This window comes from Myxococcales bacterium, assembly GCA_012517325.1.
Classification (GTDB): domain Bacteria; phylum Lernaellota; class Lernaellaia; order Lernaellales; family Lernaellaceae; genus JAAYVF01.
In genome coordinates this window covers 1-24493 of record JAAYVF010000061.1, presented here as the reverse complement: position 1 = coordinate 24493, position 24493 = coordinate 1, and the positions used below count along the sequence as shown (strand labels likewise).

21 protein-coding genes are annotated in these 24493 nt (G+C 62.4%); 5 read left to right on the top strand and 16 right to left on the bottom strand.

The annotated features are described in order from the left end of the window. Positions 1-14: 14 nt before the first annotated feature. The gene (locus GX444_10980; protein ID NLH49115.1) at positions 15-1415 is read left to right on the top strand and encodes a phospholipid carrier-dependent glycosyltransferase; all 1401 of its coding nucleotides are present in this window, start codon (positions 15-17) and stop codon (positions 1413-1415) included. Here GX444_10980 and GX444_10975 read toward each other — a convergent pair. The 6 genes from GX444_10975 to GX444_10950 all read right to left on the bottom strand — a co-directional run bounded on the left by GX444_10975 (position 1345) and on the right by GX444_10950 (position 6665). Next, the gene (locus GX444_10975) at positions 1345-1941 is read right to left on the bottom strand and encodes an XTP/dITP diphosphatase (protein ID NLH49114.1); all 597 of its coding nucleotides are present in this window, start codon (positions 1939-1941) and stop codon (positions 1345-1347) included. The genes GX444_10980 and GX444_10975 overlap by 71 nt on opposite strands. Next, complete coding sequence (gene rph, locus GX444_10970) at positions 1941-2669, bottom strand: ribonuclease PH (protein NLH49113.1); 729 nt, start codon at positions 2667-2669, stop codon at positions 1941-1943. Before rph ends, GX444_10975 begins: the two co-directional genes overlap by 1 nt. Positions 2670-2677: 8 nt before the next feature. Beyond that, a complete protein-coding gene (locus GX444_10965; protein NLH49112.1) occupies positions 2678-4042 on the bottom strand; it encodes a CCA tRNA nucleotidyltransferase in 1365 nt (454 codons plus the stop codon). Positions 4043-4186: 144 nt separating this feature from the next. Continuing rightward, on the bottom strand, positions 4187-4786 hold the full coding sequence (locus GX444_10960) for a dephospho-CoA kinase (protein ID NLH49111.1): 600 nt from the start codon (positions 4784-4786) through the stop codon (positions 4187-4189). After that, the gene (locus GX444_10955; protein NLH49110.1) at positions 4783-5976 is read right to left on the bottom strand and encodes a hypothetical protein; all 1194 of its coding nucleotides are present in this window, start codon (positions 5974-5976) and stop codon (positions 4783-4785) included. The genes GX444_10960 and GX444_10955 overlap by 4 nt, the downstream gene beginning before the upstream one ends. 104 nt (positions 5977-6080) lie before the next feature. Beyond that, a complete protein-coding gene (locus GX444_10950) occupies positions 6081-6665 on the bottom strand; it encodes an HD domain-containing protein (GenBank protein ID NLH49109.1) in 585 nt (194 codons plus the stop codon). Positions 6666-6790: 125 nt separating this feature from the next. Between GX444_10950 and GX444_10945 the strand changes: the two genes are divergently transcribed. Genes GX444_10945 through GX444_10930 form a run of 4 tightly spaced genes read left to right on the top strand, consistent with a single transcriptional unit; the run spans position 6791 to position 9708 of the window. Next, positions 6791-7366: an HDIG domain-containing protein gene (locus GX444_10945; protein NLH49108.1), complete on the top strand. Its 576-nt coding sequence runs from the start codon at positions 6791-6793 to the stop codon at positions 7364-7366. A gap of 13 nt (positions 7367-7379) precedes the next feature. Continuing rightward, entirely contained in the window at positions 7380-7688 is a 309-nt protein-coding gene (locus GX444_10940; GenBank protein ID NLH49107.1) for a hypothetical protein, read from the top strand. After that, complete coding sequence (locus tag GX444_10935; GenBank protein NLH49106.1) at positions 7688-8629, top strand: alcohol dehydrogenase catalytic domain-containing protein; 942 nt, start codon at positions 7688-7690, stop codon at positions 8627-8629. Before GX444_10940 ends, GX444_10935 begins: the two co-directional genes overlap by 1 nt. A 2-nt stretch (positions 8630-8631) precedes the next feature. Next, a complete protein-coding gene (locus tag GX444_10930) occupies positions 8632-9708 on the top strand; it encodes an alpha/beta fold hydrolase (GenBank protein ID NLH49105.1) in 1077 nt (358 codons plus the stop codon). On the opposite strand, the gene GX444_10925 is transcribed toward GX444_10930, so the two are convergent. From GX444_10925 to acnA, 10 genes are all read right to left on the bottom strand, one after another. Beyond that, positions 9705-10874 (bottom strand): MFS transporter, encoded by a 1170-nt coding sequence (locus GX444_10925; protein NLH49104.1) that lies wholly within the window; start codon positions 10872-10874, stop codon positions 9705-9707. The two genes, GX444_10930 and GX444_10925, sit on opposite strands and share 4 nt — an antisense overlap. An 81-nt stretch (positions 10875-10955) precedes the next feature. Next, the gene (gene amrS / locus GX444_10920) at positions 10956-12110 is read right to left on the bottom strand and encodes an AmmeMemoRadiSam system radical SAM enzyme (GenBank protein ID NLH49103.1); all 1155 of its coding nucleotides are present in this window, start codon (positions 12108-12110) and stop codon (positions 10956-10958) included. Between the two features lie 120 nt (positions 12111-12230). Then, positions 12231-13247, bottom strand: a complete 1017-nt coding sequence (locus tag GX444_10915; protein ID NLH49102.1) for an iron-containing alcohol dehydrogenase family protein — start codon at positions 13245-13247, stop codon at positions 12231-12233. 137 nt (positions 13248-13384) lie between these two features. Next, complete coding sequence (locus GX444_10910; protein NLH49101.1) at positions 13385-14623, bottom strand: citrate (Si)-synthase; 1239 nt, start codon at positions 14621-14623, stop codon at positions 13385-13387. Positions 14624-14715: 92 nt separating this feature from the next. Next, positions 14716-16122: an aspartate ammonia-lyase gene (locus tag GX444_10905; protein NLH49100.1), complete on the bottom strand. Its 1407-nt coding sequence runs from the start codon at positions 16120-16122 to the stop codon at positions 14716-14718. A 21-nt stretch (positions 16123-16143) separates the two neighbouring features. Continuing rightward, a complete protein-coding gene (locus tag GX444_10900; GenBank protein ID NLH49099.1) occupies positions 16144-16857 on the bottom strand; it encodes a succinate dehydrogenase/fumarate reductase iron-sulfur subunit in 714 nt (237 codons plus the stop codon). A gap of 14 nt (positions 16858-16871) precedes the next feature. Beyond that, positions 16872-18524 carry an FAD-binding protein gene (locus GX444_10895; protein ID NLH49098.1) on the bottom strand — a complete coding sequence of 551 codons (1653 nt, stop codon included), beginning with the start codon at positions 18522-18524 and terminating at the stop codon, positions 16872-16874. Positions 18525-18604: 80 nt separating this feature from the next. Further along, positions 18605-19465 (bottom strand): 2-oxoacid ferredoxin oxidoreductase, encoded by an 861-nt coding sequence (locus GX444_10890; GenBank protein ID NLH49097.1) that lies wholly within the window; start codon positions 19463-19465, stop codon positions 18605-18607. A gap of 152 nt (positions 19466-19617) precedes the next feature. Then, the gene (locus GX444_10885; GenBank protein ID NLH49096.1) at positions 19618-21327 is read right to left on the bottom strand and encodes a 2-oxoacid:acceptor oxidoreductase subunit alpha; all 1710 of its coding nucleotides are present in this window, start codon (positions 21325-21327) and stop codon (positions 19618-19620) included. Positions 21328-21365: 38 nt separating this feature from the next. Beyond that, the gene (gene acnA, locus GX444_10880; GenBank protein ID NLH49095.1) at positions 21366-24077 is read right to left on the bottom strand and encodes an aconitate hydratase AcnA; all 2712 of its coding nucleotides are present in this window, start codon (positions 24075-24077) and stop codon (positions 21366-21368) included. Positions 24078-24493: the final 416 nt, after the last annotated feature.

Here is a 24493-nt window from a genome sequence, read left to right as displayed (position 1 = left end):
GGTAGGGCTTTTCATTGCGACGCTTTTTTCTTCCGTGGTGGCTGCCACCCGCGTTTTACTTCGTACTGCAAATGGCGCGGTGGCGCGGTTTTGTTTTCGTCAACCCGGACGCGGCGACCTATCTCGATTTCAATCTGCTCATCCACACCCAACGCCTGCCGCTGTTTCCGTTGCTGGTTCAGGCGTTGTCCGACTGCGGGATTGAAAAACTTTTCGCCGGCCAGTGTATCGCCGCGTTATCCGGCGCCTTGACGCTCGGGGTTCTGGCGCAATGTGGCAAACGGCTCGGCCTGAACCGCTCGACCGCCTGGTATGCGACGGCGACGCTCGCGGCCAATCCGATTTTTTACTTGTATGGCGCGCAGGCGATGACCGAAACGACCTTTCTGTTTCTAGCCGCGTCGACTTTCCTCTGTTTCCTGCGGTTCCTGTCATCCGGCCACGACTTCGATCTGTTTTGGCTGATTTTCGTCGCGGGCCTTTCCGCTGCCACCCGCGCCGAAGGTTTTGTCTTTTTTCCGCCGGTGATCTGGTGCGTCTGGCGATTCGTCCGCCGCGAAAATCGGTCGCTTGGTCTGTGGCTCGCGTCCGCCGGCTTCGCCTCCTGGTCGCTGGTATTTTTCTGGTACCTGTCGATCGTGCGGCGGACCGGCTATTTCGGCGAATATTTTTCGCACCTCGCCCATCCGGAATGGTGGAATGTGTTGAAACACCTGGCCGCCTACCCGCTGGCGGTTACCGCCAATTTGTACGTTTTCGGCCTCGCGTTTGTCCGGAAAGGTCGCCGGGAGTGGCGGCACAACGCGGGTTCGTCCGGCGCGGAATCGTTTTTCTGGCTTCATTATTTATTCATCGCCTCCTGGCTCGGTCTGGCGGCGCACTGGTATTTCGACTGGCGACTGACGTTGATTTTATCGCTTTGGATCTCATTGCCGGCCGCCCTGGGCATGCAGGTCTGGCGGAATGGTTCCGACCGCGCGCGGCGCCTGACGCAAGGGGCGATCGCGCTGATGCTGCTGGGCGGCGTGCTCGGCGGCCAGTTGTTGATTGCGCAAGTGAAGGAACTGGGTGATGACATTCGCCGAGCCGCGGCGGTCGCGGCGCGGCAAGCGCCGACGCTGACCGTTCTGGCCGACGAATTGGCGATGACTTCCTATCATTTAGGACGGCAGGTCCGGCCATACGATCAGGCGACGATACTTCCAAAGGCGCTGGTGATTCTGAGCAGTCGACAGAGCGATTTGGCAGTCGAGCAAAAGCGCCTGGAACGGACCCGGACGATCGTTTCCCTGGGCGATTTTCGCTCGCGGGGGCCGGACGGCGAACGCCGCACGGTGGTGTGGCTTATTTCCCGCCGGCCAGAAACGACGGCAGCAGTTCCGCCAACCGCCGGAGCGACCGGCCCCGGTGACTGACGCGGTTTTTTTCTTCCGGCGGCAATTCCGCAAAGGTGGCCGCAAGGGGCGCATAATAAAAAACCGGGTCGTATCCGAAGCCGTTTTCGCCGCGCGGCGCGGCCAGGATTTCTCCCTCGCACTCGCCGCGCGCCTCGACGATTTCACCGGTCGGCTTGGCGCAGACGCTGACGCAAACGAACCGGGCCCGGCGTTCGGCCTGCTCCGTCAGCGCCGCGAGCAGCTTGGCATTGTTGCGGCGATCCGTGGCGCCGGGATCGGAATAGCGCGCGCTCCGCACGCCCGGTTCGCCGTTCAGGGCGTCCACGCACAAACCGGAATCGTCGGCAATGGCCGGTATTCCGGCGTGCTGCGCATAATAGAGGGCCTTGAGGCGGGCGTTTGCCGAGAAAGTGGCCCCGGTTTCCTCCGGCGATTCGATGGGGGGCAGATCGCCCAGGCCGATCGTTTCGATGCCGAGCGGTTCGAGTATCTGGCGCAGTTCGCGCAGCTTGCCCCGGTTGCTGGTCGCGATCAGGATTTTCATCAATCGCCCTGGCGCAACGGCGGCATTTCCAACGCTTGCCGTTGCAACTTCTTCAAAACCGCGGTGCCTTTTTTGGCGAGCGCCAGCAGGCGTTGGATATCCGCCTCGTCAAACGTGGCTTCCTCGCCGGTGATCTGGACCTCGACCAGGCGGCCCTGGCCGGTGATGACGAAATTCGCGTCCGCGCTGGCAGCCGAATCTTCCTCGTAGCACAAATCCAGCAACGCCTGGCCGTTCACCAAACCCACGCTGATCGCGGCCACGGAATCCAGCAGGGGATCGGCCTTGATCAGACCGCGATCACGGCACCAGGCGAGTGCGTCGGCCAACGCCACGTAACTGCCGGTGATCGCGGCGGTGCGCGTGCCGCCGTCGCCCTGCAGGACATCGCAGTCGAGGGTAATGGTCAGGCCCGGCATCCGCGACAGGTCGGCGACGGCCCGCAGGCTGCGACCGATCAGGCGGCTGATCTCGAGGGCCCGGCCGTTGCGATTGCCGCCACGCTGTTTCCGTTCGCGGTTGGCGCGTGGCAACATGTCGTATTCCCCGGTGATCCAGCCGCCTTCCTCGGCTTTGCGCCAACGCGGTGTTTGCTGTTCGACGCTGGCGGTGCAATAGACGATGGTTCGGCCGAACTGTGCCTGGCAACTGCCTTCCGCGAAATCGGCGATACCCCGCGCTAAAAGAACCGGCCGCAATTCCGTCGCTTTTCTGCCGTCAAATCGCATGCTTTACCTCACGGTTCCTCTTGGCCGGACGAGAGCGACTCGCCGGCCGCCAGTTTAGCCGCCAAAGCAAGGGCTTCGGGGCGCGTCAGTCGGGGATTTTCGAAGCGTGCCTGCGAGATCGCCTCCAGGATTTCACCGATCCGCGGCCCGGGCGCCACGCCGAGCGCCAGAATGTCCTCGCCGCGCAACAGGGCCGCATCGCCGGCCGCCGACCGCCGCTCGGCGGCGATCCGCGTGAAATGTTCGGCCAGCAGTTGCGCCTGGCGATCGCCGTCACGCGGCGCGTCCGGCCCGGCCGTGGCGCGCAGATCGGCGCGGGATAGCGAGAGGCAGAGCAGCCAATCGCCCTGCAGGTCCTTGAAAAATTTGTGCACGCTGCGCGGGGTCAACCGGTTTTGGGCTAGTAGCTCCGCCAACTGATGCGGCCGCATGTGGGCGTCGACCAACCGCGTCAGGCGCCGCCGCAGTTGATTGGAAAGCCGCAAGCGGTCGGCCACGGCCGCCGCCAACTCGGCGCTTTTCGCCGTATGACCGTGAAACCGCAGATCGCCGTCGTGGTTCGGCGCGGCGGTCGCCGGTTTGCCCGCGTCGTGCAACAAGGCCGCCAGCCGCAGCAGGGCGCGATTGTCGGGATCGGCCAGCGCCGGCGCGTACAACCGATCGGCGATCAGCGCGTCGCTCTGTTTCGCCGCTTCGAGGCAATGATCGCGGACATCCAGGTGGTGGAACGACGGTTGCGCGCAGCCGGCGGACGCCGCCAACGGTGGCAGCAATGCGTCGAGGATGCGGGTTTGCGCGAGGCGTTCGATCCACGGCGCGGCGGATTCGACGGCCAAAATCCGGCGCAGTTCTTCCCAGACCCGTTCGCCGGGCATGTCAGGCAAACGGCTGACCGCGGCATGAATTTCGTCCTCGGTTGGGGCTTCGATCCGCAAATCCAACTCGGCGGCAAAACGATAGACCCGTAAAACGCGTACCGGATCAGCGAGCAGACAGCCGGGCGAGGGTCGGCGGGCTATTTTATCCGCCAGATCGGCCAGGCCGCCGGTCGGATCGAGCAACGAATCGGCGGCGGGCCAGGGTAAGGCCAAAGCATTGATCGTCAGATCGCGGCGTCGCAGATCCTCCTCGATCGACGCGCCCTGCAGATCCGTCAGATCCAGCCAGCCGCCGTCAGCCAGCACGATCCGGCAAGCGCCGAAATCCTCGTGCAAGAGCACGAAGCGCCCGCCAAGTTCCGCCGCCAACCGCTCGCCCAACGGCAGCGATTCGCCGCGCGGCGCCACCAGGTCGAAATCGGGCGCTGATTTTTCCAGCGCCCAGTCGCGCGGCGCGCCGCCGACCAGCCAGACGGGAGTTTTTTGCGCACCCATGGCGCGGCTCCACGGGAAATCCCGCGCGAGCGCGGCCGCCGCAAAAATATTTCGGCGAAAACTGGCGATTCGTTCGTTCATCCGCCGCATGTTATAGCCGATTCGGGAAAAAGTTGCAGCCGGTCGCAAGCCGGCGGCGCCGGTTCAGGATGGCCGCACCAATTTTTCGTAAAGCGCCGCGACCTGCCGCCGCGTTGCCGCGAGATCGCCGCTGTTATCGATCGTGAAATCCGCCCGGCGCGCCTGTTCGGCGGGCGGCATCTGTGCCGCGAGAATGCCGGCGATGGTCGTCTCGTCGTATCCCGAACGTTCCTTGGCGCGGTCGATCTGGGCGCGGCGCGTCGCCGTGACGCAAATTGTGTGGTGGAAACCGACCGGCGAAACCGACTCGAACAACAGCGGGATTTCGATGATGGCCAGTGGCGTGTTTTTGTTTTGCTCGGCCGCGATCCAGGCGGCGATTTCCTGATAGACCAACGGATGGACGATCGCTTCCAGGTCGCGGCGGGCTTGCGGATCTTGAAAAACCAGCCGGCCCAGGACGCCGCGGTCGATGGCGCCTTCGGCGGTCAGGATTTCCGGACCGAAGCGACGGACAACTTCCCGATGACCGCTTCGGCCCGGATGGAGCAGGTCATGCGCGACCTGATCGGCGTCCAGCGTGGCGGCGCCGAGTTCGCGGAAAATGGCGGTGACGACACTTTTCCCGCTGGCCAGGCCGCCCGTCAGCCCGACAACCTTCATTGATCAGCCACGAGCTCGGCGATGAGGCGATAGAATTGTTCGACCGCCGCAGGGCCGACCGATACCGTCTTTTCGTAATGGTACTTCGGGTCGGACCAAAGCTGCTCGTCAAGGAGATAGCCCAATTCGTCGTTACCCAGACAGAAAAGGAAATTCGGTTTGCCGTGCATCAGGCGTTTGACCTTGAAACCCACGGCGGGTAGCGCTTCGCCCGGCAGGCTGACGAATTCGGCCGGGCCGATCTTCCAGTAGTCGATCCGGGTGAAAATCCGGTCGTCGGTCATTTCGCGGTTTAGAATTCCCAGGTTTTTCATAAAGAACAAAACCTTGTTGTCGAAGGGAAACAAACCGCAATGATAGCGGTGCGTGATCTTTTCCACGGCTTCCGGCGAAATGGATTTCCAGGTGGCGGCGGCGATCTTGCCCAGCGCCTTGCCCATCTTGCGGTAGAAGACGCGGCGTTCGGCCAGCGGCGTTTCGTCGGGCAGGGAAGACGTTACCATGCCCCCGAGCGCGCCGCTGATATAGATGCCGACGGCGCCGGAGGCTTCTTCCACGGTGCGCAGCAGGTGATGGACGAAGTCCGGGGAAATGTCCGTGTTCTTTTCCCACAGCGTTTCCGGGTGGCAGGCGAAATTCACCAGACAGGCGATGGGTTCGCCGGCGAGGCCGTCGACGCGCATCACGGTCAGGGCCTGGTCGTTATAGCCTTTCTGGCGGATGTTCACGACCCATTCGCTTTTCTCGCTGAGATCCTCGCCGCAACCGATGACCGCCGGCTGCTTCCGCGCTTGCGCCCGCCGGACGCCCGTCGCGATTTGTTCCACCATCCACTTGAGGTATTCCGGGTCGCGACCGCTTTTCACCGGCACCGGCCCGACGGACGGCCCCCACAATCCCATGGTGTCAGGCCCGGAGTGCGTGTGCGTGGCGCAGGCAAACAACCGTTCGGGCGCGATCTCCGGCAATTTGGCGCGCAAGTCATCGATGTCGCCGTACAGGAAACCGATGAGATCGGTGGCGATCCAGACCAGCGGGCCGTTTTCGTCTTCCAGATATAGGATTCGGGCGCACAGCGGCTCGGCGACGCCCGTCGCCAGGCGGTTGGGCGCGAACCCGGCCAGGTAGGTTTTTGTCACCAGATACGGCGTAATATCGACTTTGGCGGCGGCGGCTTGAATGGTTTTCATGATTTACTTCTCGATCCGGCGATCCACGATAAAATCGTCGAACAACCTCTTGATTCCTTGACTGAAACTCGAAATCTTGTAGCACATGGGTAGGGGGCGTGCAATCAAGGCTCCGCCGGCGAACCCGTCGCCACTACCGGCCGGCGCCGGCGCAATTCCGCAAATATCTCACGCACTTCGGGTAGGTCGAAATCGCGGAAATTCGGCGCATGGTTCCAGAAGCCGTCGACACCCGTCGCGCCGTTTTGCTGGTAGCGCAGGACTTTGGCCATCATCTGGAGTTTGTCGGCGGCGTGCACGAGCCGCGCTTCCCGAGTGCGCGCCTCCTGGTATTCGGTAAAAAGCCGCAGGTATTCCTCGCCGCGAACCTCGAGGCCGGAAAGCAATTCCGCGGCGATCTTCGTTTCCGCGGCATCCTTGGCGCCCAGCGGCAGATACTCCTCGGCGATCTTCGGGATGTCGGTCAGTTTGACCTCGCCCAGTTCGTGCAACAACGCCAGGCGCAACACTTTGAGCGGGTCGACGCCGCCAAGTTCGTCGGCCAGCAGCATCGACCAGACGGCGACTCCGAAAACGTGAGCGGCCACCGATTCCGGGTGCGCGATCCCGCGCATCAGGTAACCCATGCGTGGCAGCGATTCGAGCCGGTCCAGTTGCATCGCCAGGTCGATCAGCGTTTGCGGATTCACGGCGCCTCCGTTCGCGGGTTGAACCGCCATGATAAACGGCGGCGGAATCCGCGCAACCGGTGATGCGGGGTTGCGACGCTCCGGTCCCCTCCGGTACGATGTCGACGCAACCGGAGGAAGACGCGATGACCGAGAAATCGGCGGGGATCACCCGGGAAAACGCGTACGCGCTGCTCGCGGAAAAACTGGCCGGCCAGCCCCGGCTGATCAATCACTGCCTGGCGACCGAGGCCATTCTGCGCGATCTGGCGCCGCGTTTCGGCGCGGATCCCGAATTCTGGGGCATCGGCGGCTTGCTGCACGACATCGACCTGGGCGAGGTCGGCGACGACATGCGCCGCCACGCCGAAGTGGGGGCCGGCTGGCTGGACGCGCTGGGCGTTCATCCGGAAATCACGCTGGCCATTCGCAAGCACAACGACGCCCTCGGCCTCCCGCGCGCCACGACCTACGAACACGCCTTGGCCGCCGCGGAAACCGTCACGGGCTTGATCATCGCCACGGCGCTGGTATATCCGGACAAAAAGTTGGCCTCGGTGAAACCAAAAAGCGTGGCGAAGCGCTACAAGGAAAAACTCTTCGCCGCCGGCGCCGATCGGGCAATCATCGCCGAATGCGAAACGATCGGCGTGCCGCTGGCGGAGTTCCTGGAATCCAGTCTGGCTTCCATGACCCGGATCGCCGATCAATTGGGTTTGTAGGAAAGGAACAAGCATGGATCATCGGTGGCGCGAGCAGTTGCATGAAATCTACGAAAAAGCGACCGGCCAGACCCGCGAAATGACCGAGGCGCTGATGGTCATCTCGCCGGTCGCGCCCTACGCCGACAAGGGCATGGTGACCGTGCTGGTCACCGCCGCCGGGTTGATCTCCATTGCCTTGCTCGGCGGCGTCGGGCTGGTTTCCATGGCGATTTTGCTCGTCGCCCTCGGCTTGATTTTCATGATCCTCTCCAGCGTTTTCGGCATCACCTTCGACGTCGATCCCGCCGATCTCTTTCGGGCGGGCGCGGGCCCCTGGTGATGCGGGCGCTCGTTTTCGATCGCGCGCTGACCTGGGTCGACCGGCCTCTGCCGCGCCACACCGGCGAATGTCTGATCCGGGTGAAAAAAGTCGGCATCTGCAATACCGATTTGGAAATCACCGCCGGTTACATGGGTTTTCGCGGCGTTCTGGGCCACGAATTCGTCGGCGTGGTGGAGGAGGGGCCGAGCGAGTGGGTGGACCGGCGAGTGGTCGGCGAAATCAACGTCGGCTGCGGCGATTGCCCATCTTGCCGCCAGAATCTGCCCCGCCACTGCCTGAACCGGACTGTCCTGGGCATCCTGGGCCGCGACGGCGCCCTGGCCGAATTCCTCTCGTTGCCCGCCGCGAACCTGCACGAAGTGCCCGCGGATGTGAAAAACCATGAGGCGGTTTTTGTCGAACCGCTGGCGGCGGCGCTCGAAATTCCCGAGCAATTGCATCTGCGGCCGATCGACCGCGTCTGCCTGATCGGCGACGGCAAACTGGCCGTGTTGATCGCGCGGGTTCTGGCGTTGTACGGCGTCGAGTTGGTCGCGGTGGGCCATCATCCGGAAAAACTGGCGAAATTGCCAGCGACCGAACGGCTCGTCGAGGCGGATTTTTATCCCCGGCGCGATTTCGACATTGTGATCGAGGCTTCCGGCCAGGCCGGCGGCTGGAACCTGGCGCTCAAGGCGGTGCGGCCGCGCGGCACGGTGGTGCTGAAATCGACCTACGCCGGTTCGTTCGATTTCAATCCCGCGCCCCTGGTGATCGACGAAATCACGGTGCTCGGCAGCCGTTGCGGCTCCTTCGTGCCGGCGTTGCGACACCTGGCGGCCGGACGGGTGCAAGTTGCGGATTTGATTTCATCGACCTATACTTTCGACGAGGCCGTCGCGGCGTTCGAGGCGGCGCGACAACCGAAAAATTTAAAAATACTGATCGATATGCCGTAACCATGAGCAATCCACGCAACATTCTCGAACGACGTTCGTTTCCGCGGGTGCCGGTAACCACCGTCTTGAACGCACACCTGCGCCATCGGGACCAGCACCTCACCGCCGAAGTGGGCGACATCAGCGCCAGCGGCATGCGGGTGCGGGTGGAGAAACCCTGGTCGGAGGGGACGATCGTCGATTTCGAATTCACCCTGATGGACGACCTGCGCCCGTTTATCGGTCGCGCCGAAGTAATTCACGTCAAGGGTGACGAATGCCGAGGGAACGGTGGCGTCTGCATGGGGTTGCGGTTTCTCTTCGTCCAGCCCAAAACGTTGACCGCGAAGGAAATGGCGCGCTACGCGTTGCACATGCAGGTGATGAATCTCGAGCAGGCCGTCAACGTGCTGTTGTATGCCTGGGGCGAAATCCACGGCAACCTGGTCGATAGTCGGGAATTCGGCGAGCCGAGCGCCGGTTTTCGCCAGCCGGTTCTGTTGATCCACGGCTGGCTGGGCACACGCGGCGTGCTCCGTTTTCTGGAGCGCCGGCTGAAGCTGGAAGGCTTTCCCGTCCTTTCCATCGATCTGGGCCTGCTGAACGTCGGTTCGATCGAAAAAAGCAGCGAACTGCTGACCGCCAAGGTGGCGAAGCTTTCCGCGCGGATGGGCGGCGTCCGCATCAGTGCGCTGGCGCATTCGATGGGCGGTCTGATCGCCTTATGGGGCTTGAAAAAACTGGACCTCGGAAAATACGTGAACCGCCTGATCGCCGTCGGTTCGCCGTTCCACGGCACCTACATGACCGTACCCGGGCTGGCGCTGTTCGCGCCGTTCTACAAGACGCTCTGGCAGATGACGCCGGGCTCGACGTTCCTCAACGAATTGCATGAGGGACCGTTGCCGGCCGACGTGGAAATCCACTGCGTGGCCGCGCGCGAGGATTTTTTCGTCACCCCCGACAGCGCCACGCTGGCCGGCGCGCACAATTTGCTCATCGAAGGCGGCCATGCCTCGTTGATCACCAGCCGCGGCGCCATCAACAAGATCCTGGCGCTGCTGGAAAAACGCAACCCATTCACGCCGTCGTTCGACTAACCGAATCGCTTTCCCAGGCGGGTTTTCGCCACCAACGGCAAGGCCAGCAACAAGAGCAGGATGCCGCTCACCCAGATCGGCAGGCTATAGCGGACTTTTTCGCCGAGCGGCCCGGCGATCAACGCGCCGGTGATCATTCCCAGGGTCATCGCCAGATTGATCGCGCCCGCGTTGCCGCCCATGCGGTTGACGTCGAACAGGCGGGCGATTCCCAGATAGGTCAGCACCATGATGATGCCGTCACCGACGCCGTGCAAGGCGCGAAAGGCGAGCGAGACGGCGACGTGGTGGTTCACCATGCCGATGTGGCCGACTCCCGAAAGCAGCAGGCCGGCGATGCCGTAAGCCGTAAGCGCGCCGGGCCGGCCCATCCGCGGACCGATCAGCAGCGCGGTCGCCAGCACGGCAAGGTATTCGACGCACATGTAGTGGCCCATCTGCGTCAGCGACAGGTGCAACTCGCGTTTGAGAAACAAGCCGTAGCAGGTGTATTCCACACCCCAATGCGTGGTGAACAGGAACATCCAACCGATGAAGAGGATCACCGGCCAGGATTTCAGATCGCCCCAATAGGCCGACAGCCGGTTTTTCGCGATCGGCGTCGGTGCGAGGCGATACGCCGGGACGATCAAAAACAGGCAGAACAGGCCGATCAACAGAAACGTGCCGCGAAAATCGAGCCGGTACAGCACGTAACCGGCGAAAAAGGTCCCGATCGCCAGGCCGCCGAACCGGCAAGCCAGAAACAGGCTCATCCGTTGGCTCGTCCGTTCGCCGGTATCCGATTTCAGCATTTGCATTTCGGCGCTGAGCCGGAAGACATTGTTGGTGATCGACCAGACGAAGTAGATGGCCAGGACCACCGGAAACAGCGAGACGCGGTTGAGCAGAAACAGCGCCCCGCCTTGCACCACGAGCGCGCCGATGATTAGCGAACGGCTGGTGAGGCGGTCGTTGCCCAGGCCGGCGGGCAGGGCGGCCAGAAATCCGGCCAGGGCGAGCACGGAATACAATTGCCCGATCTGAATGCCGCTGAAACCCAATTCGTCGGCGAAATAAATCGGCATGAAAAAGAACATCACCGAGGTGAACAGGCCGTAACCGCCGACGATCAGGCTGGGCAGCCAATCGGTTTGCGAACGGGAATGCGGCGGTGTGGGCGTCATCGTTTTTCCATCCCTTAAAAACGCGACGATTTTGGAAAGCGCGGGAGCAATGTCAAGCGATTTGTCGCGGCGCGGAGTATTTTAGGACCAGACGCCGGCAATGGCCGTGCGACATTTGGCGCAAGCGCCGTCCTTCATCCCGACCAATTCCGTGGTGAAGCCGACCCGGCGGATGACCGTTGCGCCGCAGTGCGGGCAATAGGTGTTGCCTCCCGGGTGTCCGGGCACGTTGCCGACGTACGGGTAATGCAAGCCGGCGTCCAAGGCGATCTGGCGAGCTTTTTCCAGCGTTTCGACCGGCGTGCGCGGCAGGTTGCGCAGCCGGTAGAGTGGTTGAAATCGCGTGAAATGAACCGGAACGTCCGGCCCGAGATGGTCCAGCACCCATTTGGCGAGCTGCCGCAATTCCTGCGGATCGTCGTTGAGGGTGGGAATCACCAGCGTGACAATCTCCAGCCAGCACTTCTCTTCGCGGACGCGCACCATGCCGTCCAGCACCGGTTGCAAACTCGCCCCGCAGATGTCGCGGTAGAATTTTTCGGAAAAACCCTTCAAGTCGACTTTATACGCGAGCAATGATTTGGCCAGTTCACGTTGCGGGGCCTCGCGGATGAAGCCGTTACTGATCAGGATCGTCGGCAGGCCAACCGTTTTCGCCGCGGCCGCCGTGTCCAAAACGTATTCGGTCCAGATTGTCGGCTCGTTGTAGGTAAAGGCGATGGCCCGGCTTTTGGCCGTTTTGGCCTGGCGGACGAGATCTTCCGGCGACCAGTTGTAAGCGGGAAGGTCGCCGGGCTTGGCTTGAGAGATCTGCCAGTTCTGGCAATGGCGGCAAGTCATGTTGCAACCGACGGTAGCCAGCGAAAACGCGAACGAACCCGGAAGAACGTGGTTGAACGGCTTTTTCTCGATCGGATCGTTGTTGACCGTCACGGGCTGGCCGTAAACCAGGCTGACGAGTTGACCGTTGTCATTGCGACGGACGCGGCAGAAGCCCGTCTCGCCCGGTTTGATCGTGCAGCCGTGCGGGCAGAGATCGCATTGAATCGCCCCGGATTCGGCCTTCCAGAACCGGGCCGGATGAAAAGCGGCGGTCTTTTCGGCCGGAAGGGGACGAGGCGTTTCGGACGAATTGGCGCCTTTCATGCAGCCCAGGCATAGCGCGCCGCCGACGCCGGCGAGCAAGGACAGAAAATCGCGCCGTGTCAGGCCTTCGGAATGAGGCTTCATTTCCATGGAGTTGATATATCACATTTCAAGCGGTTTCGACATCTAGAACGGCAAGGCGGCAAATGGATAGAATGTACTTTAAGTGTCGCTATATAATATATTGAATATTAGACATATTATCGTTTGTTAGATTACCGAATGAAGGCGGTTCAGCAAGGCATCCGCGCTTTCCGGCGTCATGCCTTTGTGGTGGTAGATGCCGTAGGGCAATTGCCGTTCTTCCGTCAGGTATTGCGGCAACGCGATCAATGTATGGCAGATCTCCTCGTCGGTAACGCCGATTGCCGCCGGCCGGTATTCGACCTGCGTTTCATGAAGGAAGGCAAGAATGCGATCCAGCGGCTGTTCCTGATAAAGCGCGCCGAGCAACACGCCGAGTGCGATCAATTCGCCGTGGAGATACTGTTTGTGGGTCAGCGATTCGAGACAGTAGGCGAAATAGTGTTCGGAGCCTTCCTCGGGGCGACTGTTGCCGGCGATTTCGCACAGCGCCACTTCCGCGACGTACAGTTCGGACAGCAACTTCAAACCCTCGTCGGTGCAATCGCGGATCGCCGTCGCGCCGGCAAACAGCCGATCCAGAAGCGCCTGGGATTGCCCGGCGAGCGTTTCGTCGAACGCTTCGCCCGTCGCCTGATGCGCCAGCCGCCAATCACTGAGCGCCGTATAAATCGACAGAATGTCGCCGACGCCGGCGCGGTTCAGCTTCGGCGGCGCCTGACGGATCAGGTTGAAGTCGATCAGCAGATGATCGGGATAGACCTCGCCGACGTACCGCACCCGGTGGTTGACGCGCACGCCGATCGCTTTGGTGAAGGGCGCATCCACACTTAAAATCGAGGGGACGAGAATCAACCTGGCGTGCGTCAAATGAGCGAAGAGCTTGGCCGCGTCGCAGGCGCTGCCGCCGCCGATGCCGAAAACCGTTTCGCTTTGCGGCATGCGTTGGATGCGGCGTTCGAGGCGCGCCTGCTCCATTTCCTTGGGAACGGCGATTTCCTTCGGCGGAAATTTGAATTGGTGCTTGGCGATATTCCACGCCTCCGGCGCGCAAAAAACCACGCAATCGTCAAAGTACCGTTGATCGAGAGTCGGGATCAGGTCGGTTCCGTAGACGGGAAGGGCTTGCTTGATGTCGGTCACGTCGAACTCCTCGTTTCGGCACTAAAAAGGCACTCGGTGCCACATTCTTTGGATTAACCGAATTTTTGTCGTCTGGCAAGAAACAAAAAAATGCCCGGTTCGTCAAGCGAACCGGGCGGGGAAACGGAGGAAAGGGTTCAGGCGCGATGATCGAGATCTTCCCACTGGCAGCCTTCCGGGCCGCAATACCGGCCGATGTATTCGGCTTTGGGGCGATAGAGGGCCGGTTTCGGCGCGGCCTCGGCGAATTTTTCCTCGATGTAATGGGCCGCCCAGCCGGCCACGCGGGAGACCGCGAAGATCGGCGTGAACAGATCGACCGGAATGCCCATGTAGTGGTAAACCGAGGCCGAGAAGAAATCGACGTTGGCGTTGATGTCGGCGCCTTTGCGGCGTTTGAACTCTTCTTTCGTGACGCGCTGAATTTCCTCGCTCAGCTCGTACCAGATCGGATCGCCGGACTTCTCGCCGAGCGCCTTGGACATCGGGCCGAGAATCTGCGCCCGGGGATCGAGCACTTTGTAAATCGCGTGGCCCATGCCCATGATGCGCCCGCCTTCGTCCAGCGTGCGCACGACGTAATCGCGGACCTTGTCCTTATGCCCGACCTCCTTGAGCATCTGGTAGACCTGCGCGTTGGCGCCGCCGTGCAATTCGCCCGACAGCGAGCCGATGGCGCCGCCGATCGACGCGTACAGATGCGCGCGCGTCGAGGCGATCTGGCGGCAGGTAAACGTCGAGGCGTTGAAGGAATGCTCGGCGTGCAGCGTCAGCGCCACATCCATGTTGCGGACTTGCTCGGCGGTGGCTTCCTTGCCCAGCAGCGCAAAGAGGAAGGCCGCCGCGTGCGACAACGAGGGGTCGGGTTCGGCGACCGGCAATCCCTGGCGGATGCGGTGCCAGGCCGCGACGACCAGCGGGAACCGGGCGATCAGCCGCGCGCCCTTGCGATAATTGGCTTCCTTGCTTTCGTCGGTCAGGTCGGGATCGTAGGCCGCCAGCAGCGAGTTGAGCGCTTGCAAGACGTCCATCGGGGCCGCCTTGGCCGGAATGGTTTGCAGCGCGGCGATAATGCCCGCGGGCAATTGGCGATATTCGGCCAATTTCTTTTTAAAAGTCGCCAGTTCCTTGGGGTTCGGCAATTTGCCGCGCAACAACAAGTGGGCGACTTCCTCGAAGGTCGCATTTTGAGCCAGCGTTTTGATGTCGAAGCCGCGATAAAGCAGAATCCCGTTGGCGCCGTCCACTTTGCAGATGGCGGAATCGGCGATTGTGACGCCGCGCAAACCGATGTTTTTCACCTCGGCGGAGGGAACGCCGGCGGCCGCGGAAATAGGCTGAGGGGTAACCGTGGATTCATTGCGATGCAGAATCATGGCGGTTCTCCTTGTATAAAACGCCTCACTGGACTTAGATAAAACTTAAGCCCGCCGCCGCAACAATCAAGCTTATTGCGAATGATTTTCAGCTATTTTTTCTTGGCCTTGGCCAGGTCGGGGTCGGGTCGAGTCATCCGCACCGGGTCGAGCACGCGTTTCAATTCCGCTTCCGTCAGCAACTTCTCTTCGCGCACCAGGTCCGGAACCGTTTTTCCTTCCGCCAGCGCCCGCTTCATGACTCCGGCCGAAGCCAGGTAGCCGATGGACGGCGCGAGGGCCGTGGCCAGCCCCATGCTGCGGTAAGCGTAATGACGGCAGCGGTCCGGATCGGCGGTGATGCCGTCGACGCAGCGAAGGCGCAATTGGCGGCATGCCGAGGTGAGGACTTCGACGGCTTCGATCAGATTTTCGGCCATGATGGGCATCATGACGTTGAGTTCCATCTGGCCGGCGGCCACGGCCTGGCTGACGGTCAGATCGTTGCCGATCGCGTGGAAGCAAACCATGTTGACCATTTCGGGAATCGACGGGTTGACCTTGCCCGGCATGATCGAGGAGCCGGCCTGCACCGCGGGCAATTTGATTTCGGCCAGGCCGGTGGTCGGGCCGGAGGACAGCAGGCGCAGATCGTTGGCGATGCGGCCCAATTCGACGGCGAAATCGCGCATCGCGCCGGAAGCGCGGCCGAGCGCCGCCTGCGACTGCATCAGGTGGATCAAATCTTTGCCCTTGCGGAACGGCAGGCCTGTTTCGCGGGCCAGTTCGGCCGCCATCCGGCCGGCGTAAGCAGGGTGGGTGTTCATTCCCGTGCCGGTCGCGGAGCCGCCGATGCCCAGTTCAAACAGATCCTGCGCCGTGCGGCGGACGTGTTTGACCGACGCCAGGATCGCCTCGGCATAGGCCTTGAATTCGCTGCCCAGCGTCATCGGCACGGCGTCCTGCAGGTGGGTACGGCCGCTCTTGAGCACGCGCGCGAATTTTTTTCCGACCGCCGCGAGCGATTTCGCCAGCGCCTCGGCCTCGGGGTAGAAAGCGGCCAGCGCGTCCGCCGCCGCCAGCCGCATGGCCGTCGGGTAGGTGTCGTTGGTGGACTGGCCCATGTTGACGTGATCGTTCGGGTTGAGGATTTTGTATTCCCCCTTGGGATGGCCGAGAATCTCGAGAGCGCGGTTGCAGAGCACCTCGTTGGCGTTCATGTTCGTGCTGGTGCCGGCGCCGGCCTGGAAGAGATCGACCACGAACTGGTCGCGCAGCGCCCCGCCGAGCACCTCGTCGGCGGCCTGACGGATCGCCCGGGCCTGGTCTTTCGTCAAGCGCCCGGCTTCCAGGTTCACCTTGGCGGCCGCTTTTTTGATCCGGCAATAGGCTTCGATGATCCGCGGATGGATCTTGCGGCGGCTGATCGGAAAGTTTTCCAGCGCCCGCGCGACGTTGATGCCCCAATACGCGTCGGCCGGCACTGCCAACGGACCCAACGAATCTTTTTCGATACGCACGTTTTTCTCGACCACGGCTGTCTACTCCTGTTTTGGCAAATCTTGTCGAATCAGGTTGATGGCCCTTAGCGGGCGCACATCTTTCGGACATACCTTCACGCAATTCGCATGCGAATCGCAAGCCACCACCCCGAAACCCGGGTCGGCGCTCAATTCGCGCCGCTCGGCGTGGATGGCGTCGCGCGGGTCGAAATAAAACTTGTACAGGTTCGCCGCCGCCGCCGGTCCCATGAACCGGGCATCCTCCCGCCGTTTGGGGCAGTCGGAAAAACAGGAGGCGCACTTGATGCAAAGAATCGCCCGATCGAGCTGGTCGAGGTGCTTTTTCGAAAGCTTGTCTTCCCAGGTCAGCCGGTAATCGTGCTGTTCCCGTTGCCGCACGATGTACGGGCGCACCTTGTCGTACGCTTCCCAGAAGAGGGCGAAATCGACGACCAGGTCCTTCAGACTCGGCAGATTGCCCAACGGATCGACGACGATCACGCCCTTTTCGGCCAGCGGCGCCGCCTGGGTTTTACAGGCCAGGGCGGCCGTGCCGTTGATCCGCACCGCGCACGAGCCGCAGATCGCGCCGCGGCAACTGTAGCGATAGGCAAAAGTCGGGTCCTTTTCCGCCTGGATCTTGTGGAAAAGATCCAGCAGCGTGTCGCCGGGCGCGGCCTCGATTTCGAAGGACTGGCGATAGGAATTTTTTTGCTCCGGTTTGCGGCGATGAATATCGAGCACGGCTTTCATCTCAGCCCTCCTTGCTAATACTTGATTTCATCGAGCGGCGGGGTGTCCACGATCGTCACGTCGCGATAGGCCAGCGTCGGATCCCCGGTGCCGCCGGTGGTCACCAGGCTGTGCTTGAGGAATCGGGAGTTGTCCATTTTCGGATAGTCGTAACGGAAATGGCTGCCCCGCGATTCCTGGCGCGGCAGCGAGGCGAAGGCGCAGGCGTATCCTACGTCGAGCATGCAACCCAGTTCGAGGGCGCGCGTCAGTTCGGCGTTGAAGACGAGCGACCGGTCGGCGACGCGGACGCCTTGATAGCGTTCGCGCAACTGGCGCACGGCGGCCAACCCGGTTTTCATGCCTTCCGCCTCGCGCTTGAGCGAGAAGCCGGCCACCATCGCGCTTTCCATTTCACGGCGCAGCGCCGGCACGTCCGTGGACGAGGGGCCCACGAAAAGCGCCCGGAATTTTTCCATCTCCCGTTCGAGCAGGTCCGGCGGCGCTTCGTGCCGGCCGTCGAGCGACGCCGGAATCGAAGCCGCGGCGCGAATGCCGAAGACGATCGTATCCAGCAGTGAGTTGCCTCCCAGGCGGTTGGCCCCGTGCACCGAAACACAGGCGGCTTCGCCGGCGGCGTACAAACCGGGCAGGGGAGTCGCGCCGTGCACATCGACGTCGATGCCGCCCATCGTGTAATGCACGGTCGGGCGGATGGGGATCGGCTCGACGATCGGATCGACCCCGGCGAAGTACATGGCGATTTCGCGGATCTGCGGCAGCTTCTGGTTGATTTTCTCGGCGCCGAGGTGACGCAGATCGAGCCGGACGCAACCGTCGTCGAAGCCCCGGCCCTCCATGATTTCGGTGTGGATCGACCGTGCCACCAGATCGCGCGGCGCCAGTTCCATGAACTTCGGCGCGTACTTGGCCATGAACCGCTCGCCGTCGCGATTGAGCAGGTAACCGCCTTCGCCGCGGGCGCCTTCGGTGATGAGAATGCCGTTGAGCAGGCCCGTCGGGTGCGTTTGGAAAAACTCGATGTCTTTCAGGGGCACACCGGCCCGCCAGGCCAGCGCCATGCCGTCGCCCGTGTTGATCAGGGCGTTGGAAGATTGGCCGAAGACGCGGCCCGCACCGCCGGTGGCGATCAGCCCGGCCCGCCCGGCGAAAAAGCCGATTTTGCCGGTCTGCAGATCGAAGGCGAGGAAACCGTAAAAACGGTCGGCGTCGGCGACGAGGGAAAAGACGAACCATTCGGCGAAAACGTCGATGCCCTTTTTGACGACCTGTTCGTACATCGTCGTCAGGAGCGCGTGACCGGTCAGATCCTGCACGTAGCAGGTGCGGTTGCGGCGCTGGCCGCCGAAGGGGCGTTGCGCGAAATTGCCGTCCGGCAGCCGGCTGAAATTCGCCCCCCAGCGGTCCAGCTCGAAAATCGCCGCCGGCGCTTCCTCGGTCAGTGCGCGCACCGCGTCCTGGTCGCCGAGAAACCAACCGCCCTTGAGGGTGTCGTAGTAGTGGTCTTCCCACTTGTCGTCCTGGGCGACCGCCGCGTTGATGCCGCCCTGCGCCGCGCCGGAGTGCGAACGGACCGGGTGCACCTTGGTCAGCAGCGCGACCTTGAGGCGCGGGTGGTTTTCGGCCATTTTGACGGCGGCCGTCATGCCGGCCAGGCCGGCGCCCATGATCACGACGTCATAGGAAAAACGATCCGTGATTTGCAAAGTCCACCTCCCGGAATAAAGCCGGTTTTCCCTCCGGCGCCTTATTTGAATTTGGCGAACAGCGGCCGGACGCGTTCGGGCGTGTATTTCCAGGTTCGCGCGGCGATGGGTTCGCCGCGCATCGCGGTCAGGTGATCGCCGAAGACCGGGCGCTGAACTTGATAGAGAATCCCCGTCGGGATGATTTCTTCGGTGGGCAACAGCGCCCACTTCAGCGCCGCCGCCAGGTCGGTGGGGTCGTGTTCCGGCCCGAGCGGCTTGGCGCGTTGCTTGTACCAGGCGAACGTATTGACCTTATTGAACGAAACGCAGGGGCTCATGATGTCGATGAACGACGCGCCGCGATGCCGTAGCGCCGCCTTGATCAGCGTGACGACTTCCGCTCGGTTGCCCGTGAAGGTCCGCGCGACGAAAGTCGCGCCCGCCACCAGGGCCAACGCGCTGGGATTGATCGGCGCCGCGCCGACACCCTCGGGATGGATTTTGGTGGTGAAATCGGCGGCCGAGGTCGGCGAGGCCTGACCTTTGGTCAGCCCGTACACACGGTTGTCGCTCGCCAGCATGGTGACGTCGAGGTTGCGCCGCAGGTTGTGAATGAAATGGTTGCCGCCCTCGGCGTAGAAGCAACCGTCGCCCGAAACCACCAGAACCGGTGCGGCGTGGTTCGCCATCTTCATGCCCATGGCCAGAGGCAACATGCGCCCGTGCAAGCCGTTGAACATGTTGGCCTTGAGCGAAAAACCCAGTTTGGACGCCTGACCGATGCCGACGGCGAGCATTAATTTGTGCGGTTCGATTTCCAGTTCGCACAGCGCCTGCTTGACGCTGTCGAGCAGATCGAAATTGCCGCACCCCGGACACCATTGCGGTTCGTGCAAGGCGTAATTTTCAACGCAATTCATGTTCGCCTCCCAGCAGGCGGTTGAAAAAGGCCGTCCTGGCCTTTTTCAACCGCGCTCAACAAAAAGCGTGGTTTTTCTTTCGCTTCATTTTCGACAACTTCGGAAGTTGCCGAAAATGGCGATCCATCCATGGATCGCACACCGGGTGTTTTTCAACAACCGGCTAGCGCCTCTTCCAGGCGGGCCAGCGCTTCCTGCACCGTGAACAGGCGGCCGTCGTACTTGCCCAGGTGGCCGTCGGTCGTCAGGCCGGTTTCGAGCAACAACAGTTTGCCGAGCTGACCGGTCTGATTCACCTCGATCGTGAAACGCCGCGCGGCGCGCGACAAAGCGACCGCCGTCCGTTCCTTGTTCATCGGGAAAAGGTGGCGGAACACGGCCACGCCGACCTTGCGCCCGCGGGCGCGCAACAATTCCGCCGCCTCCAGTACCGGCCCGACCGTCGAGCCCCAGGCCAGAAACAGCGTGCCGTCCGGATCGCCGACGATCTCCGGACCCGGAAATTCCGCCGCGATGCCGTCGCGTTTGCGTTCGCGCTTGTCGACCTGCCGCACGCGGTTTTCGCGGTTGTCGCTGAGGTGGCCGACCTCGGTGTGCTCGTGGCTGTCCTGTTGCACGATCCATTTCGACTGGGTCGGGATCGCGCGCGGCGAAACGCCAGACGGCGTCACTGCGTAGCGCTTCATTAAGGTCGGTTCCGGCGGTTCGGCGGCGATGGCGCCGCGCTCGATTTTCACGGTGGAAAGATCGAATTCATCGACGGTCTGTTGCGCGTCGGCCAGCACCTGGTCGGTCATGATGAACACCGGGACCTGCCAGCGCTCCGCCAGATTCAAAGCCTCGGCGCCGAGGTAAAAGGCGTCGCGATGATCGGTCGGAGCGAGGATGATCCGTGGAAATTCGCCTTGCGACGCGTGCGCAACGAACAAGAGGTCGGATTGCTCGGTACGGGTGGCCATGCCGGTGCTGGGGCCGGGACGCTGGGCGTCGATGACGACCACGGGCGTTTCGGAGATGCCCGCCAGGCCGATGGCTTCCGACATCAGGCTGATGCCCGCGCCCGAGGTGCCGGCGGCGGCCCGCGCGCCGGCGAAGGCCGCGCCGAGGGCGACGTTCAGCGCGGCGATCTCGTCTTCCACCTGCTCCACGACGATGCCGGCCTTGGCGCCGAATTCGGCCAGCGTGTTGAGGACGGAGGTCGCCGGGCTCATCGGGTAGCCGGCATAGACGCCGATGCCGCCGGCGATCAAACCCAGCGCCAGGGCCTCGTTGCCTTCGAGAAACAGCCGTTCGCGGCCCGGATCGGTTTGAAAGGGCAGCGCGTGGCGGTCGGGCGCGGCGACGAAAGCCGCCGCGGCGTCGATCGCCTCGAGGTTCAGTTGCAGGACTTCGGGCTTCAGCCGTTTGCCCATCTCCACCTGTACGGCGTCGATCAGCGGCGCCTTGGTGAAACCGGTCATCTCCGCAAACATCGCCATCAGCTTGACGCCGACGTATTTCGCGTTGCGCGCGCCAACCGGGCCGACTTCGGCGGGCAAGGCCCGAATCCGGGGATCGGCGACCTCGCCCCGATCCTCGGCCATGCACAACGCCAGCCCGTCGGCCTGCAGATTGGGCAAATGCAGGCGCAGACTCTCTTCGTTGAGCGCGATCAGGTAATGGATGTTCCGCACCGAGGCTGAGACGGGCCGGTCGGCGATGCGGATCGCCATGAAGTTGTGCCCGCCGCGGATGCGCGATTGGTAATCCTGCGTCACGAACACGTGCAATCCCTGGCGCAGCAGCAGGCGCCCGAGAATGGCGGCCGCCGATTGCACGCCCTGTCCGGCCGCGCCGGCAATCACGAGATTCAAATCGGCCATGTCAGTTCACCCGTTTGGTGGTTGATTGACGTTTCCGTTTATTCCCGGACCATCCGCCGCAGCGCCATGTTGAGCACGCCGCCGTGGCGGTAGTATTCGACTTCCACTGGCGAGTCGATCCGGCATTTGACCTGGAACGAGCCGCGGCTGCCGTCCTCGCGAATGTAATCCACGGTCAACTCCTGGCCGGGTTGCAGGCCGTCATCGAGGGCGATGTCAAACGTCTCGCGGCCGGTCAGCCCGAGCGTTTCGGCGGATTGCCCTTCCAAAAACTGCAGCGGCAAGACGCCCATACCGACCAGGTTGGCGCGGTGGATGATCTCGAACGAACGCGCGATCACCGCTTTGACTCCGAGCAACATCGTCCCTTTGGCGGCCCAGTCGCGGCTGGATCCCATGCCGTAGTCGACTCCCGCCAGCACCAGCGTCGGCGTGCCCGCCGCCTTGTATTGGAGCGACGCCTCGTAAATGGAGGTCACCTCGCCGGTCGGCAGGTACGTGGTGAAGCCGCCTTCGGTGCCAGGCGCGATTTGATTGCGGATGCGGATGTTGGCGAACGTGCCGCGCGTCATCACGCGGTCGTTGCCGCGCCGGCTGCCGTACGAATTGAAATCGGCCGGCGCGACGCCCTGGGCGATCAGGTATTGCCCCGCGGGCGACTGAGCAGGAATCGAGCCGGCCGGGCTGATGTGGTCGGTGGTGACGCTGTCGCCGACCTTGACCAGCACGCGCGCGCCGCGGATCGGCCGGATCGGCTCCACCGTCAATTTCATGTCGAGAAAGAAAGGCGGCTCCTGGATGTAGGTGCTGTCGTCGCGCCAGAGGTAAACCGCTTCGTCCGTCGAAGGAATGGCGTTCCAGGCCGGATTGGCGTGATAGATTTCGCCGTAGCGCGCGCGGAAGGCTTCCGGTTCCATGGCGTTGGACAGGAGGGCTTTGATTTCCGCGTTGGTCGGCCAGATGTCACGCAAATAAACCGGCCCGTCTTTCCCTTGGCCGACCGGTTCGGCGTTCAAGTCGAGATCGACCGTGCCGGCGAGCGCATACGCCACGACATACATCGGTGAGGCCAGATAATTAGCCTTGGTCAATGGGTTGATCCGGCCCTCGAAATTGCGGTTGCCGGACAACACCGCGGCGGCCACCAGGTTGCCTTTTTCGATCGGCTTGGCGAGGTGTTCGGGCAGGGGGCCGCTGTTGCCGATGCAGGTCGTGCAACCGTAGCCGACGGTCGCAAAGCCCAGTTGATCCAGGTAGGGCGTCAGGCCGGATTTAGCGAGGTAATGGGTGACGACCTTGGAACCCGGCGCGAGGCTCGTTTTGACGTGCGGTTTGACCCGTAACCCTTTTTCGACGGCCTTTTTCGCGAGCAGGCCCGCGCCGATGAGTACCCAGGGGTTGCTGGTGTTGGTGCAACTGGTGATCGCCGCGATCACCACGTCGCCGTGCGTCAGCTCGCCGCGCGAGCCGTCCGGGTATTCGACCGTTTCTCGGGCGGCGCCCGCCTCGACCGGCAAGCCGTAGCCGCGCTCGGCCACCGGCTTGTACAGATCGGCCCGCCAGTTCGATTTCATCTCGGATACGGGAATTCGATCCTGCGGGCGCTTCGGTCCGGCGAGACAGGGCGCGACCGTCGTCAGATCAAGTTCGACGACGTCCTGATAGTCCGGGTCGGGAGTCGCGGCGGTGCGGAAGAGCCCCTGCGCTTTGTAGTAGATTTCGACCAGTTTGATTTGTTCGTCGCGGCGTCCCGTGTCCCGCAGGTACCGCAGCGTGTTGTCGTCGACAGGAAACAGGCAGGCGCGCGCGCCCATTTCCGGGGCCATGTTGGCGATGGTCGCCCGATCGGGCAGGGACATGGTCGCCAGCCCGGTGCCGAAGAATTCGACGATTTTCCCGACCACGCCCTTCTTCCGCAACAGGTGGGTGATCGTCAGCACCAGGTCGGTGGCGGTCACGCCTTCGGGCAGCGCGCCGGTGAGACGGAATCCGATCACCGCGGGCATGACCATGTAATAGGGCTGCCCCAGTGTCACGGCCTCGGCTTCGATGCCGCCGACGCCCCAACCTAGCACTCCCAGGCCGTTGATCATCGTCGTATGGCTGTCGCAGCCCACCAGCGTGTCGGGAAACAACTCGTCCAGCTCGGGACTCTTGTTCCGCCGCCGGTAAACCACCGTCGCCAGGGATTCGAGGTTTACCTGGTGGCAGATGCCCATCGCCGGGGGAACGCAGCGGAAATTGTCGAATGCCTTCTGGCCCCAGTGCAGGAACTCGTAGCGTTCGCGGTTCCGCTGGAATTCGAGATCGGCGTTGATCCGCAAGGCGTCGGCGGAACCGTAGGCGTCGACCTGAACGCTGTGGTCGATCACCAGGTCGACCGGGATCAGCGGATTGATTCTCCGCGGGTCTTTGCCGAACCGCTTCATGGCGCTACGCAAAGCGGCCAGGTCGACCACTGCCGGCACGCCGGTGAAATCCTGCATCAGCACCCGGGCCGGAGCGAAGGGGATGGTGGCGTCGCCCGGTTGTTTTGCCTGGTAGCGGGCAAGTTTCAGGACATCTTCGCGGGTGACTTCCAGGCCGTTTTCGTTGCGTAACGCCGATTCGAGAAAAATTCGGATGGCGAACGGCAAGCGGTCGGTTTGCGCCAGCCCATCCTCGGCCAGTTTGCCCAGGCGAAAATAAGTGAAATTGCCGAAGGGAGTGGATAAAACGTCGCGGGCGCCGAAGGTATTGCTTGCGGTCATGGCGGCTCCTTGCCAGAGATGCACCAATTCGTTTTGGCCTGTCAGGCCGGGATTTTTCGATAATTTGATGTTGCCGAACAGCGAAAATCGCTCGTTTCGGATTGCGAAAACCTTGTCATTTACGTCATCTATCGAGTTGCCCGTCAGCCGCTTTAACGCTAAGGCTTGCCATGAACCTTGTCCAGTTCCCTGGTCAGTACGCCGGACGATTTTTCATTTGAATCAGTCTCAAATAACACCGTATATCTCTTCGCCGCCAAACGGAAATCGCCGCCTGCTGTATTAGCTTAGCGACTTTGTCCCCTGTAACTGCTTAGCGATTATGTCCCCCATGAAGAAGGACATGATTTCGATGACTCCCAAGGAGTTACAGCGGATGAGGTTGCTGGTCTGCGTCCTGGAGGGGCAGCTGCCCC